This window comes from Oceanicella sp. SM1341, from assembly GCF_003448965.1.
Taxonomy (GTDB): Bacteria; Pseudomonadota; Alphaproteobacteria; order Rhodobacterales; family Rhodobacteraceae; genus Paroceanicella.
In genome coordinates this window covers 109,342-123,269 of the sequence record NZ_QRGC01000011.1, presented here as the reverse complement: position 1 = coordinate 123,269, position 13,928 = coordinate 109,342, and the positions used below count along the sequence as shown (strand labels likewise).

The following is a 13,928-nucleotide window of genomic DNA, read 5'->3' as shown; positions in this document are numbered from 1 at the left end:
GGGCTTGTCTCCGTGTCTGTGCGGGGGATGGGCGGCAGAGGCGTCCGGGCGGCTCATGCGGCCACCCTCCGGCCGCGCCCGCGGCTCACCAGCAGCCGCACGGCGAGCACGAGGATGAGGATCGCGCCCTGTGCGCCGATCTGCCAGTCCGGGCTCAGCCGCATGAAGGAGAGGAACGAGCCGGCAAGGGCGAGCGTGAGCGCGCCGATCACCGCGCCCACGGGCGAGACTCGGCCGCCGGTGAACTCGCCCCCGCCCAGGATCACCCCGGCGATGGAGAGCAGGGTGTAGCGCAGGGCGATGTTCGCGTCCGCCGCCGTGGTGAGGCCCACCAGCGCCATGCCCGAGAGCGTGCCGAAGAAGCCGGCCAGCGCATAGGCCGCGGCCTTGGCCTTCAGCACCGACCAGCCGGCGCGCTCCACCGAGGCCGCGTTGCCGCCCACCCCGCGCAGCACCACGCCGAAGGCGGAGCGGCGCACCAGCAGGTGGGCGGCCACCGCGATCACCACGCTTGCCACGATGGCCATGGGCACCAGCGGCGGCTTCACGGTCATCAGGCTGCGCAGCCACTCGGGCGAGGCGCCGCCCGGCGAGGGCAGGATCAGCACCGCGAGCCCGCCCCAGACGAAGGACATGCCCAGCGTCACCACGATGGCCGGCAGGTTGCGCAGGTGGATGAGCGCGCCCATGGCCGCGTAGCCGGCGATGCCGGCGGCGAGGACGAGATAGCCCAGCACCGGGTCGGTCTGCACCAGGGTGGCGGTGACACAGGCCACGAAGCTCACGAAGGTGCCGATGGACAGGTCGAGGTCGTTGACCATGATGATCAGCATCTGCGCGATGGTGGCGAGCGCGATCGGCACGGCGAGGTTGAACAGCAGGTTGAGCCCGAGGTAGCTCATCGCCCGCGGCTGGAGCCAGAACACGGCCCCCAGCAGCACGGCAAGCGAGACGACGGGCAGCAGGATGCGCAGCTGGTCGCGGTTCATTCGGCAGCCTCCATTTCGAAGGAGGCGGCGAGGATGTTCTCCTCGGTGATCTCCGCCCCCGTGAGCTCGGCCGCGATCCGGCCCAGCCGGAACACGTAGACGCGGTCGCACTGGCACACTTCCTCGGTCTCGGTGGAGTACCAGATGAAGGTGCGCCCGCCCGCGGCCTCGGCCCGGATCATGTCGTAGACGTCGCGCTTGGTGCCCACGTCGACGCCGCGCATCGGGTCGTCCATCAGCACCACCGGCGCCGAGGTGCCGAGCGCGCGGGCAAAGAGCACCTTCTGCTGGTTGCCGCCCGAGAGCGACAGGATGGGGTTGTCCATGTCATCGGTGCGGATGCCGATGCGCCGGCGCCACTCCGCCGCCATCTCCTCCTCCGCCGCGCGGTCCACCAGGCCGCGGCGGGTGAGGGCGGGCAGGCGCGAGAGCGTGGCGTTGCGCAGGATCGACCAGATGGGAAAGAGCCCGTCGCGCGCCCGGTCACCGGCCACGAAGGCCACCTTCGGGCTGCGCGTGCCCTTCCAGGACGAGGAGCGCGCGAGGCAGATCTGCTCCAGCGCCTCCGCCTGGCCGTGGCCGCCGAGCCCGGCGAGCCCGACGATCTCGCCCCGCCGGGCGGTGAGGCCACCGGGGGTGGAGATCACCACCTCGGCGCCCTCCAGGCTGCGGGCCGCGGCGCGGGGGTCCTCCGCGCCCTCGGCCGCCACGTGGCCCATCGCGTCCACGAGCCCCTGCCGGTCGAAGCCGCCGCGGGCGCGCTCCTCGGTGATGCGGCCGTCCTTCATCACCACGATGCGGCTGGCGATGTCGAGGATCTCGCCCAGCATGTGCGAGATGAAGATCACCGCCCCGCCCGCGGCGCAGAAGCGCCGCACATGGGCGAGGAGCTGCTCGGCGAGGCCCGCGTCGAGCGAGGAGGTCGGCTCGTCGAGGATCACCAGCCGGGGCGGTTCGTCGAACACCGAGAAGGCGATGGCGATTTCGACCATCTGCCGCTCGGCGATGGAGAGCGCACCCACCGCCGCACCGGGGTCGATGGCATGGCCGGGGAAGATCTCGGCGAGCTTTTCCGCGACGATGGCCCGCGCCCGGCGCCGCCAGCCGCGCCCGGTGAGGCCGCGGTGCGGGATGCGGACATTCTCCGTCACGGTGAGATTGGGGCAGAGCGAGAGCTCCTGGAACACGCAGCGCACCCCGGCCGCGCGCGCCGCGGCGATGGAGGTCTCGGGCGAGGCGGTGCCCGCGCCGAGGCGGATGGTGCCCTCGGTGAGGTTCAGCCCGCCGTTCACCAGGTTCACCAGCGTGGACTTGCCGGCGCCGTTGTGGCCCACGAGGCCGAGGCATTCGCCCGGCGCGATGGCGAGGGTGACACCGTCGAGCGCGCGAACGGCGCCGAACAGCTTGCGCGCGTTCTCGAGCGCCACGACCGGGGTCGTGTCGGTTTGGTCTGACATGGGGTGCTCCCGCAACAGGGGGAACGCGGGCAGGCCGGCGGCCCGCCCGCGGGGAGGGCGCCGTTACTGGGCGGCGTCGCTGATCACGGCCTTCGCGTCGTCGAGCGTGTATTCCACGTTCGCCACGCCGCCGGCCTGGGTGGAGGCGAGCACCTCCTCGAGATCCTCCTGGGTCACCTTCAGGAAGGGCACCGTGAGGTCCTTGGGCACGTCCGCGCCGTCGAGCACCTGCTGGGCCACCCAGAAGGCGAGGGTGGAGACACCCGGCGCGATGGAGAGCGAGACGGTCTCGTAGCCGTTCTCCTCATGCGCCTGTTTCCACCACTCCATCTCGTCATGGCGGTTGCCCATCACGATGATCGGCATGTCGCGCCCCGAGGCGGCGAAGGCCTGGGCGGCGCCGTAGCCGTCACCGCCCTGGGTGACCACGCCGGCGATGTCGGGCAGCGAGGGCAGCACGCCGGCCACCGCCTTCTGCGCCACGTCCTGGGCCCAGTCGCCGTTCACCGCGGCGGCGACCTTGAAATCGGGGTGCTCCTGCACGCCCGCGGCGATGCCGGCATGGATCTCGTCATCCACGAACACGCCCGCAAGCCCGCGGATCTCGAGCAGGTTGCCGCCCTCGGGCAGGCGCGAGGCGAGATACTCCACCTGCTGGCGGCCCATCTCCTGGAAGTCCACGGCGATGCGCCAGGCGCAGGGCTCGGTGACGATGCCGTCGAAGGAGACCACGACAATGCCGGCGTCGCAGGCTTCCTTCACCGCGCCGTTCAGCGCCGTGGGCGAGGCCGAGTTGATGACGATGGCGTCATAGCCCTGCAGGATCATGTTCTGGATCTGGGCGGCCTGCTCGGTGGCCTGGTTCTCGGCGGTGGTGAAGGCGTCGGCGGCCGAGACCACCCCCTCCTCCACGGCCTGCGCGGTCACCTTCTGCCAGCTCTCCAGCATGGCCTGGCGCCAGGAGTTTCCGGCGTAGTTGTTGGACAGGGCGATGGATTTGTCGGACGTGTCGGCCAGCCCCATGAAGGGAACGGCGGCGCAAAGCCCGGCGATGCCGAGCAGTCGTGTCGTGCTGATCATGTTTTCCTCCCGCAAGCGCGGCCCGGCCGCGCCCGGTTGCTCTCTCTGTCACCGGTCTGCGCCGGATGGGGGAAGGTTGCGGGGGAAGCGCCGGCCTGTAAAGCACGTCATCCGCAGGAAATCTGCGGGTTTCCGCATCTCTTTTGCGGGAAACCGCAAGGCCTCTTGCCAGCGGCGGCCCGCCTGCGCCACTCTCGGCCGCAAGGGAGACGACATCACAACATCAGAACAGGTCGTGGCGTGCAAGAGCTCGGTCGCGCGGATGCGCAGCTTCATCATTTCCTGAGGATTTCCCGCCACCTGGCCGGGCAGCTCGATGTCCAGTCGGCGCTGCAGGCCGTGCACGAGGAGATCAAGGAATTCCTCGAGCACGACCATCTCGACGTCTGCCTGATCGACGGGGCGGACGCGTTCCACACCTCCTACGAGGTGGGGCTGGGCACGCTCTGGGGCACCCAGCGCTCGATGGTGGCGGTGAGCCCGGTGCGCGACATCCTCACCGGCCGCACCGAGGCGATGCTCTCCGAGAACGCCCTGAAGGACCAGCGCTACACCTACCCCGGCGCCTTCTGCCAGCCGATCTTCGAGCACAACCTGTGCAGCCGCATCAACGTGGCGATGAAGGTGCGCGGCGAGATCATCGGCGCGCTCAACTTCTCCGCGCAGCGCGAGGCGGCCTACGGCGCGGCCGAGCTCGACTACGTGCGCCACGTGGCCGACACGCTCTCGCCCTATTTCTACGCCCTGCGCGCCGGCGAGCGCGCCCGGCGCGCCGCGGCGGTGGAGGCGGGGGCCCGGGCGCGCGAGGAGGGCCTGCGCCTCGGCGCGCTGCAGCTCACCGAGGCGCTGGAGCGCGAGCGCCAGCGCATCGGCATGGACCTGCACGACCAGACCCTCGCCGACCTCACCCGCATCCTGCGCGACCTCGAGCAGGCCCGGCCCGACAGCCTCGCCGCCTCGGTGGTGCCGCGGCTGCAGGACTGCATCCAGGACCTGCGCCAGATCATCGACACCGCGATGCCCGCGCTGCTGGAGCTCTTCGGCTTCGTGCACGCGGTCGACATCCACCTCGAGCGCGCCACCGCCGGGCTGCCGGGCGTCTCCACCGAGGTGACCGACAGCTCCGCCCATGCCCCGGACAGGCTGGAGCGCACGGTGCGCATCGCGCTCTTCCGCATCGTGCAGGAGGCGGTGAACAACGCCGCCCGCCATTCCGGCGCCGCACGGGTGGAGGTGGCGATCGGCCGGGCCGCCTCCGGCGCGCTCAGCGTCGAGGTGCGCGACGACGGCACCGGCCTGCCCGCCACGGGCAGCGGGCGCAGCGGCGGCCTCACCCACATGCAGACCCGCGCCAGCCTGATCTCGGCGCGGCTGGAGGTCGGCCCCTGCGCGGGCCGCCCCGGCACCTGTGTTCGCGTAACCCTTCCCCAGGAGATGGCACGATGACCCTTCCCCCCCGCCCGGATCCCCGCGCATGAGGGTGCTGGTGGTCGAGGACGACCCGCTGCACGCGAGCTACCTGCGCGAGGCGGTGCGCGGCGCCCTGCCCGGCGTGATCGACATCGTCGAGGCCCGCGACGGCATGGAGGGCGAGCGGCTGGCGCGCGAGCCCGGCTGCGCCTCGGTGGTGATGGACCTGCAGATGAGCCGGCGCACCGGCATCGAGGCCGCCCGCACCATCTGGGCCGAGCGCCCGGCCACGCGCATCCTGTTCTGGTCGAACTATTCCGACGAGGCCTATGTGCGCGGCATCTCGCGCATCGTGCCCAAGGAGGCGGCCTATGGCTACGTGCTCAAGACCGCCTCCGAGGACCGGCTGAAGCTCGCCCTGCGCGCCATCTTCCTGGAGGCGCAGATCGTCATCGACCGCGAGGTGCACCAGATCCAGCACGCCCGCGGCCGGCCCGAGCGCGGCCTCACCGAGGCCGAGCACGCGGTGCTGGTGGATGCCGCCCTCGGCCTCACCGACCGCTGCATCGCCCGGCGCCAGCACCTGTCGCTGCGCTCGGTGCAGAACCGGCTGCGCGGGCTCTACGACAAGCTCGAGGTGCTGCCCGAGGGCAACGACCTCGCCCCCGGCGACTTCAACCAGCGCTCCCGCGCCGTGGCCCGCGCCCTGCAGAAGCGCATCCTCAACCCCCAGGAGCTGGAATACGCCGAGACCAAGCTGCAGGCCTGGCTGCGCGGCGACCGCTGAGCCCCGGTGGCCCGGTGGCCCGGTGGCCCGGTGGCCCGGTGGCCCGGTGGCCCGGTGGCCCGGTGGCCCGGTGGCCCGGAAGACGGGCGCGCGGGTCCCGCTCGGGCTCAAGCCCCGGAAGGCGGCACCCGGTTCCGGCGGGGGGTTGCCAGCCCGCCCTGCCCGGGTGCAGATGGGCCGCCCGGGAGAATGGGCAGGGAGAACGGCATGAAGATCGCGATACTGGACGACTACACCGGCGAGGCGCTGCAGATGGCCGACTGGGCCAGCCTGGGCGCGGAGATCACCGTGTTCGAGGCGCCGATCCCGGAGGCGGATCGGGCCGCCCTGCTGGCCCCTTTCGACGTCATCTGCCTGATGCGCGAGCGCACGCCGATGCCGGCCGCGCTGATCGCCGCCCTGCCGGCGCTGAAGCTCATCGTCACCAGCGGCATGCGCAACCTTGCCATCGACATCGAGGCGGCGAAGGCCCGCGGCATCCCGGTCTGCGGCACCGCCTCGCGCAAGACCACCACCTCCGAGCTCGCGCTGCTGCTGCTGCTCGCCCTCGCCCGACGGCTGATCCCCGAGGCGGCCTCGGCTGCGGCCGGCGGCTGGCAGCGCGCGCTGGGGCGCGACCTCGCAGGGCTCACCCTCGGGCTGATCGGGCTGGGGCAGATCGGGGCGCAGATGGCGGTGCTCGGCCGGGCGCTGGGGATGGAGCCGATCGCCTGGTCGCAGAACCTCGACCCCGCGCGGGCCGCGGCGCTCGGCGTGCGGGCCTGCCCCTCGCTGGGCGCGCTGATGGCGGAGGCCGACGCCGTCTCGGTGCATGTCGTGCTGTCGGAGCGCAGCCGCGGGCTGGTGGATGCCGCCGCCCTCGCGGCCATGAAGCCCGACGCGATGCTGGTGAACACCTCGCGCGGGCCCATCGTCGACACCGAGGCCCTGCTCGCCACCCTGCGCGCCCGCCCCGGCATGTCCGCCGCGCTCGACGTGTTCGACGAGGAGCCGCTGCCCGCCGGCCACCCGCTGCTCGCCCCCGACCTCACGGGCGAGGGCCGGCTGCTGCTCACCCCGCACCTGGGCTATGCCACCCGCGCCACCTTCCGCGCCTACCACGAGGGCATGGTCGAGGACATCGCCGCCTGGGCCGCCGGCAGCCCGCTGCGCCTGCTCGCCTGAACCGGGGCCCGAGCCGGTGCAGCCCGGGCACGCCGTCGGACCAATCGGCCCGCTTCGCACCGCCATCCCTGTACAATCGCGGCCATGCGCAGTAGGAGCGGGGGGAATCGTTCCTCGCCCTGGCCGGATGCCGGGGCAGGACGGCGTACGCGTCCGGGCTCTCCGGCTTCGCGGCGAGAGAGCGACTTTTCCGAAAGACGGAACATGACAGAGTTCGAAGGCATCGTGCCGGCGCTGGCCGCGGCATTGGAGAAACGCGGTTACGAGCGGCTCACCCCGGTCCAGAAGGCGGTGATCGCGCCGGAACTGGGCGCGGCGGACGCGCTGGTCTCGGCCCAGACCGGCTCGGGCAAGACGGTGGCCTTCGGCCTGGCACTTGCCCCCGGGCTGCTGGGCGGGGAAGACCGCTTCGGCCGCGCCGGCGCCCCGCGCGCCATGGTCATCGCGCCGACGCGCGAACTGGCGCTGCAGGTGTGCCGCGAGCTCGAGTGGCTCTACGGCGAGACCGGCGCCGTGCTTGCCACCTGCGTCGGTGGCATGGACATGCGCACCGAGCGCCGGGCGCTGGAGCGCGGCGCCCATATCGTCGTGGGCACCCCCGGCCGCCTGCGCGATCACATCGCCCGCGGCGCGCTCGACCTCTCGGAGATCGAGGCCGTGGTGCTCGACGAGGCCGACGAGATGCTCGACCTGGGCTTCCGCGAGGACCTGGAGGCGATCCTGCAGGCCTCGCCGGAGGAGCGGCGCACGCTGATGTTCTCGGCCACGGTCTCGCGCCCGATCGCGGCACTGGCCAAGCGCTACCAGCGCGACGCGCAGCGCATCACCACCACCGCCGAGGCGAGCCAGCACGTCGACATCGAGTACCGCGTGCTCATGGCCGCCGCGAGCGACAAGGAAAACGCGATCCTCAACCTGCTGCGCTTCTACGACGCGGAAAACGCCATCGTGTTCTGCAACACCCGCGCAGGGGTGACGCACATGACCGCGCGGCTGGGCAACCGGGGCTTCCCCGTCGTGGCGCTCTCGGGCGAGCTCAGCCAGTCCGAGCGCAGCCACGCCCTGCAGGCGATGCGCGACGGGCGGGCGAAGGTCTGCGTCGCGACCGATGTCGCGGCGCGCGGCATCGACCTGCCGGGGCTGGAACTGGTGATCCACGCCGACCTGCCCACCAACCGCGAGGCGCTGCTGCACCGCTCGGGCCGCACCGGCCGGGCCGGGCGCAAGGGCGTGAGCGCGCTGATCGTGGCGCCCTCGGGGCGCAAGCGCACCGAGCGGCTGCTCGCCACCGCGCGCATCGACGCCGAATGGGCCGCCCCGCCCTCCGCCGCCGAGATCCTCGCGCGCGACGACGAGCGCCTGCTCGCCGACACCACGCTGCAGGCCGCACCGAACGCCGAGGAAGCCGCCCTGGTGGCGAAGCTGCTCGAGGAGCACGGCGCCGAGAAGGTGGCCGCCGCCTTCATCCGCCGCGCCCGGGCCGGCCAGTCCGCCCCCGAGGAGCTGCTCGACGTGGCCTCCGCCGCCGCGGGCCAGAAGCGCAAGCCCGAGGCCTTCGGCGAGAGCGCCTGGTTCTCGCTCTCGGTCGGGCGCCAGCAGAACGCCGAGCCGCGCTGGCTGCTGCCGATGCTCTGCGAGGCGGGCGGGCTCTCCCGCCGCGAGGTGGGCGCCATCCGCATGCAGGCCGAGGAGACCTGGGTGCAGATCTCGGCCAGCCACGCGGAGGCCTTCATCGCCGCCCTCGGCCCGCACCGCACGCTGGAGAAGGGCATCACCGTGACGCCGCTTCCCGGTGAGCCGGCCGACACCGGCCCGGCCCCCTCGGCCCCGCGCGGCGACAAGCCGTTCCGCGGCAAGCCCCACCGCAAGGGCGCGCCCTCCCGCAAGGGCCCCGGCGGACCGCGCGCCGGCGCCCCGCGCGGCCAGGCCCCGGCCCGTCACCGCAAGGGTGCGCGCGCCGACTGAGACACGCCTTCCCTTCGCGGCGCCCCCCGCCGCGAAGGGCGCGCTGCCGCAGGGAGGCGCGCCTCCCGCCCGGACACAGCGCCGGAGGCTCCCTCCGCACGCCGCTGCCCCGCATGGAAGGCGGCCGTGACCGGCACCGGCGGCGTCTGCCCGCAAGGCGCACTCCTTCCCCCACGCGGCGGTCGCACCTGCCGTGCCACGAGGCCACGGGCCCGTCCGGAATGCCGCCGGCCCCGTTCCCCCGGTGCCGCGACCCGTGGATCATCGGGCCGCAGGCAGCCGGCATCTTCCGGTCGCGTCTGGAGCATGCGGGCGCCCCGCGACACGCGCGCCCCTCATGCGGACCGTCGCGGTCCGTCATCCGCGGGCGCTCCCGCCGGATGCCCTGCATCCGGCCCGGCCCAAAGGGGCGGACACCGACAGGTGGCCGCATCGCGGGAGCGCCCCGGCCGCAAGGCCCTGCGCGCGGAGCCCGGTGGCGCGGGCGCTCCAACCGGCCCTGAACCGCCCCGTCCGTGGGCGCGGAGACGGGGCCCTCCCGCCCTCCGTCAACCCGCCCTCACGGGCGCGTCTCCTGCGGTTTGGGCCGGGCCGCGCGTGCCGCGCGGCGGGCGCCGAACACGGGCGGGCGGCTCGGCCGGGGCGGGGTTTCGCGCCGCCGCCGGAACACGGCCCCGTGATCTGCCCTCGACGCCCCCGGCCCCGCGCGCCATTCTCCCCGGCACCGCAACCCGATGGGAGACCAGCATGGCCAGCGCCCGCCGCATCTACCTCGCCGCCTTTCCCGAAGGCATGCCCACCACCGAGCACCTGAAGCTGGAAGAAGTGCCGGTGCCCGCACCCGCCGAGGGCCAGGTGCTCCTGCGGGTGATCTACCTCTCGCTCGACCCCTACATGCGGGGCCGCATGAGCCCCGTGCGCTCCTACGCCAGCCACATCAACCCCGGCGACACGATGGTCGGCGGCACGGTCTGCGAGGTGATGGAGAGCCGGCTCGAGGGCTTCGCGCCCGGCGACATCGTGCTCGCCGGCGCCGGCTGGCAGACCCACGCGCTCTCCGACGGCACCGGCCTGCGCAAGCTCGACCCCGCCCGCGGCCCGCTCTCCGCCGCGCTCGGCGTGCTCGGCATGCCCGGCTTCACCGCCTACGCCGGCCTGCTGGAACATGGCAGGCCGAAGGCGGGCGAGACGGTCGTCGTCTCCGCCGCCTCGGGCGCGGTGGGTCAGGTGGTGGGCCAGATGGCCCGGATCCTCGGCTGTCGCGCCGTGGGCGTGGCCGGGGCGGAGGACAAGTGCCGCTACGTGACCGAGACCCTGGGCTTCGACGCCGCGGTGAACTACCGCGACGCGGATTTCCCGGAACAGCTCGCCGCCGCCTGCCCGGATGGCGTCGATGTCTACTTCGAGAACGTGGGCGGCGCGGTGTTCGACGCGGTGCTGCCGCTGATGAACGACTTCGGCCGCATCCCGGTCTGCGGCCGCATCGCCCATTACAACGACAGCGCCCCGCCCCCGGGCCCGGACCGGCTGCCCGCCGCCATGGGCCTGGTGCTCACCCGCCGGCTCACCTTCCGCGGCTTCCTGCAGTTCGACCATCTCGACCGCTGGGAGGATTTCATGCGCGACATGGGCGGCTGGCTCGCCGAGGGCCGGGTGCAGTACCGCGAGGAGATCGTCGACGGGCTGGAGAACGCGGTGGAGGCCTTCCAGGGCCTGCTCACCGGGCGCAACCGCGGCAAGCTGGTGATCCGCGTGGGCGAAGACCCCGCGGCGCGCTGAATGCGGGCGGCGCCGCGCTCAGGCGGCGCCGCTCCTTCCCTCCAGGCTCATCTGCGCCAGAACCTTGCGGATGGTGCCGGCGTTGTAGGGCTTGGAGAAACGCGGCGCGTTGCGCAGCAGGTCGGGGAAGTCCGCCCCCTCGCCGTAGCCGGACGCGAAGGCGAAGGGGATGCCGGCGGCCAGAAGCTGCTCGGCGAAGGGGAAGCTGGTCTCCGCCCCGAGGTTCACGTCGAGCAGCGCGAGGTCGAAGGCCGAGGCGCGCAGATGCTGGCTCGCCTGGGCGTTGGACGCGGCGAGGATGACGTTCTCGGCGCCGAGGTCGCGGAAGATGCCCTCCGCGTCCATGGCGATCACCAGGTTGTCCTCCAGCACCAGAACCCGGCGCGGGCTGCGCGCCACCCGGGCCGCGGCCTCCGCGAGGGGAAGCCGGGCCACCTCGCCGGAGGGCAGGCCGGGGCGCACGTGCACGGCCGGGATCCAGAACCGCGCGCAGAGCCCCTCGGGGCGATAGGCCACCTCGGCCTCGCCCTGCAGCTCGAAGGGCACCGAGCGCTCGATGATGGTCGAGCCGAAACCGCGGCGCTCGGGCTCGCGCACCTCGGGGCCGCCGCGCTCGGTCCAGCACAGGATGAGCGCATCGTCCGGGTCGCTCTCGATGGTGAGCTGCACGTCGCCGCCCGGCACCGAGAGGGAGCCGTACTTGGCCGAGTTGGTCATCAGCTCGTGCACCACCAGCGCCACGGCCGAGAAGGCGGTGGGCATCAGCAGCACGTCCGCGCCGGAAACCGCCACCCGGTCCTGCCGGTCGAGCAGGTAGCACTCGGCCTCCACCCGCACCAGCTCGCGCAGCGAGGCGGGGGCCCAGTTGTCGCGGGTGATCTGGTCATGCGCGCGGGCCAGCGCCTGGATGCGGCTCTCGAGCACGGCCACCATCTCGGCGGTGCTGATCTCGGACACCGAGGTCTGCGACACCAGCCCGCGCACCAGCCCGAGAATGTTGCGCACCCGGTGGTTGAGCTCGGAAATCAGCAGCTCCTGCTTCTCGCCGGCGGTCTTGCGCAGGCGCGAGGCCTCGTCGGTGAGGCGCAGCACCACCTCGAGCAGACTCACCCGGAGCTGGCCGGCGATGCGGCGCTGCGCGCGGCTCCACTCGTCGGAGCGGCCGCGCACCTCCTCGGCCCAGGCGGCGAAGCTCTCGCGCGGCGAGAGCTGGCCGCCGGGCAGGCCGGCGGTGGCCGGCTTGTCCGGGTTGCCGGCCCAGGTGACCTTGCGCGGCAGCTCGCGGCGGAAGAACAGGATGTAGTCGCGCGGCAGGCGCGACACCGGGATGGCGAGCAGGCCGGAGGCGACCCCGGCATGCTCCGCGGCCGCCGGCGAGAGGCCGGCGAGATGGTCGGTGACATAGACCTGGCCCGCCGGCGTGCGGTTCAGCGCCCGGGCGAGGGAGAGGATCTCCTCGGTCCCCGGCACGCTGCCACGGGTTTCGACCGCGCCCTCCACCACCACGGCCACGCCGTCGGCCTCCAGCAGCGGCATGAAATCCGCCACGCAGTCGAGCAGCATCCGCGTGACCGGCTGCTCCGAGCTCGCCGCGCGGGCGATGGCGGCGGTGAGGTCGCGCACCTGGTCGTCGTGGCGGCGCTCCTCGTCGATGAGCTTGCTCTGCAGCACCAGCGAGAACATCTGGCCGAAGAGCTGCGCCGCGTTGCGCTTGACCTGGGAAAGCACCAGCGGCGTGCGGTGGTGGCAGGCCACCAGCCCCCAGAGCTTGCCGTCCACGATGATGGAGATCGACATGGAGGCGGCCACGCCCATGTTGCGCAGGTATTGCAGGTGGATGGGCGAGACCGAGCGCAGCACCGAGCCGGAGAGGTCGATGATCCGGCCCATGGGGTCGACCGCGGGGCGGATCGGCACGCCCTCGTCCGAGGAATCGGCGATGAGCCGGATGGTGTTGCGCAGGTAGAGCGCCCGTGCCTGGCGGGGAATGTCGCTCGCCGGGTAGCGCAGGCCCATGTAGCTCTCCATGCCCGGCGCCCGCGCCTCGGCGATCACCTCGCCGGTGCCGTCATCGAGGAAGCGGTAGAACATCACCCGGTCGAAGCCGGTGTCGAGCTGCAGGAAATGCGCCGCATCCTCGAAGAGCCGCCCGGGGCCGGAATACTGCGACACCCGCTCGATGATGCGCCGCACGGTGGTGACCGCGTCGTCCGCGGCGCCGGCCTGGTGCGGCTCGAACTCGAGCACGATCGTCTCGCCCGAGACGTGCAGCGACAGGTCGAACAGGCCGGTCGGCAGCTCGACCCGGGTGATCATCTCCGCGCCATGGCCGGCGCGCAGCATCTGGATGCGGTTGCGCAGCCGGTGCTGCAGCTCCGGGCCCAGAACCTCGGCCGCCGGCTCCGCGATCATCGCGCCCGCATCGGGCGCGCGGCCCAGCATCTGCGCCGCGTTGTCGGAGTGGCAGGACACGATCCAGTCCGAGGTGAGCCCGATCATGCAGCCGAAGGACTGGACCCTTCCCAGCAGGTGGATCGGCTCGCGGTCGCAACTCGTGAGGTCGGCTTGCTGGCTCGGGTCTGTCATCGGTCTGGCACCTCCTGCGCCACGAGGCAGCCCCCGGACACGTTCAGGAATGCCTGAAACGCGCTGCGGGCCGCCTGCGTCGCGACTTCGATTTCGTCTGTGCTCCAGCGTTCCCGCGCAACCCAGGCGAGGAACCCCGCCCAGAGGCGCTCTCCCGCGCCGTGCGACAGGAAGGCCATCGGGGCAGATCCCTGCCCCGCGACCACCTGCCGGGACAGCACGCGCGCCCCGAGCCTGGAGCCTTCCAGTACATAAGCTAACCCGAGTCCCGCCCCGCTTTCATTAACGTATGACATAGGCAGGCTCTGCGGCATCGGCCGCCCCAGCGCCGCGAGATCGGCACGCAGGGCCGGCAGGCGCAGCCGGGCCGCGGCATCCGGCAGGCGCGCGAACTCGGGCGAGGCGGCCAGCGCCGCCTCCAGCCCGGGCAGCACGCGGGCATGATCCTGCAGGAAGTCGGCATAGTCCTCGCGCCGCGAGAGATCGTAGCGGGAGAAGCCCGCGTCGACCGCTTCATGCAGGCCGGACGTCGCCCGGCGCAGATGATCACGCACCCCTGTTTCCGTCATTCTCCGGCCACGCCCCCCGATCGGCTCACGCACGCATCACCCGGCGACCGCGCCGCCCGGCCTGCACCTATCACGCAGCCGCGGCGGCGGAAACCGACGCTGCCGCGGAAAAGCCCGGATGCCGCCGCGCGCCCTTCGAGCT

At 72.8% G+C, this 13,928-nt stretch carries 10 protein-coding genes; 5 read left to right on the top strand and 5 right to left on the bottom strand.

Features of this window, described 5'->3' with window-relative positions; all coding sequences use genetic code 11:
- Positions 1–53 precede the first annotated feature (53 nt).
- From D3P35_RS12275 to D3P35_RS12265, 3 genes are all read right to left on the bottom strand, one after another.
- Positions 54–989, bottom strand: coding sequence for an ABC transporter permease (locus D3P35_RS12275; RefSeq protein ID WP_118135025.1), 936 nt, complete (start codon positions 987–989; stop codon positions 54–56).
- Positions 986–2,446, bottom strand: a complete 1,461-nt coding sequence (locus D3P35_RS12270; protein ID WP_118135024.1) for a sugar ABC transporter ATP-binding protein — start codon at positions 2,444–2,446, stop codon at positions 986–988. Before D3P35_RS12270 ends, D3P35_RS12275 begins: the two co-directional genes overlap by 4 nt.
- Positions 2,447–2,509: 63 nt before the next feature.
- Positions 2,510–3,526, bottom strand: coding sequence for an ABC transporter substrate-binding protein (locus D3P35_RS12265; RefSeq protein ID WP_118135023.1), 1,017 nt, complete (start codon positions 3,524–3,526; stop codon positions 2,510–2,512).
- 240 nt (positions 3,527–3,766) lie between these two features.
- Between D3P35_RS12265 and D3P35_RS12260 the strand changes: the two genes are divergently transcribed.
- The 5 genes from D3P35_RS12260 to D3P35_RS12240 all read left to right on the top strand — a co-directional run bounded on the left by D3P35_RS12260 (position 3,767) and on the right by D3P35_RS12240 (position 10,631).
- Positions 3,767–4,972, top strand: coding sequence for a sensor histidine kinase (locus D3P35_RS12260; RefSeq protein ID WP_118135022.1), 1,206 nt, complete (start codon positions 3,767–3,769; stop codon positions 4,970–4,972).
- Positions 4,973–5,000: 28 nt separating this feature from the next.
- Positions 5,001–5,723 carry a response regulator transcription factor gene (locus D3P35_RS12255; protein WP_118135021.1) on the top strand — a complete coding sequence of 241 codons (723 nt, stop codon included), beginning with the start codon at positions 5,001–5,003 and terminating at the stop codon, positions 5,721–5,723.
- A 207-nt stretch (positions 5,724–5,930) separates the two neighbouring features.
- Positions 5,931–6,887, top strand: coding sequence for an NAD(P)-dependent oxidoreductase (locus D3P35_RS12250; RefSeq protein ID WP_118135020.1), 957 nt, complete (start codon positions 5,931–5,933; stop codon positions 6,885–6,887).
- Positions 6,888–7,091: 204 nt separating this feature from the next.
- Entirely contained in the window at positions 7,092–8,852 is a 1,761-nt protein-coding gene (locus D3P35_RS12245) for a DEAD/DEAH box helicase (RefSeq protein ID WP_118135019.1), read from the top strand.
- A gap of 747 nt (positions 8,853–9,599) precedes the next feature.
- The gene (locus tag D3P35_RS12240; RefSeq protein ID WP_118135018.1) at positions 9,600–10,631 is read left to right on the top strand and encodes an NADP-dependent oxidoreductase; all 1,032 of its coding nucleotides are present in this window, start codon (positions 9,600–9,602) and stop codon (positions 10,629–10,631) included.
- Between the two features lie 18 nt (positions 10,632–10,649).
- Here D3P35_RS12240 and D3P35_RS12235 read toward each other — a convergent pair whose 3' ends face one another.
- Together D3P35_RS12235 and D3P35_RS12230 are read right to left on the bottom strand one after the other, a co-directional pair.
- On the bottom strand, positions 10,650–13,217 hold the full coding sequence (locus D3P35_RS12235; RefSeq protein WP_118135017.1) for an HWE histidine kinase domain-containing protein: 2,568 nt from the start codon (positions 13,215–13,217) through the stop codon (positions 10,650–10,652).
- Positions 13,214–13,771, bottom strand: a complete 558-nt coding sequence (locus D3P35_RS12230; protein ID WP_118135016.1) for a biliverdin-producing heme oxygenase — start codon at positions 13,769–13,771, stop codon at positions 13,214–13,216. Before D3P35_RS12230 ends, D3P35_RS12235 begins: the two co-directional genes overlap by 4 nt.
- Positions 13,772–13,928: the final 157 nt, after the last annotated feature.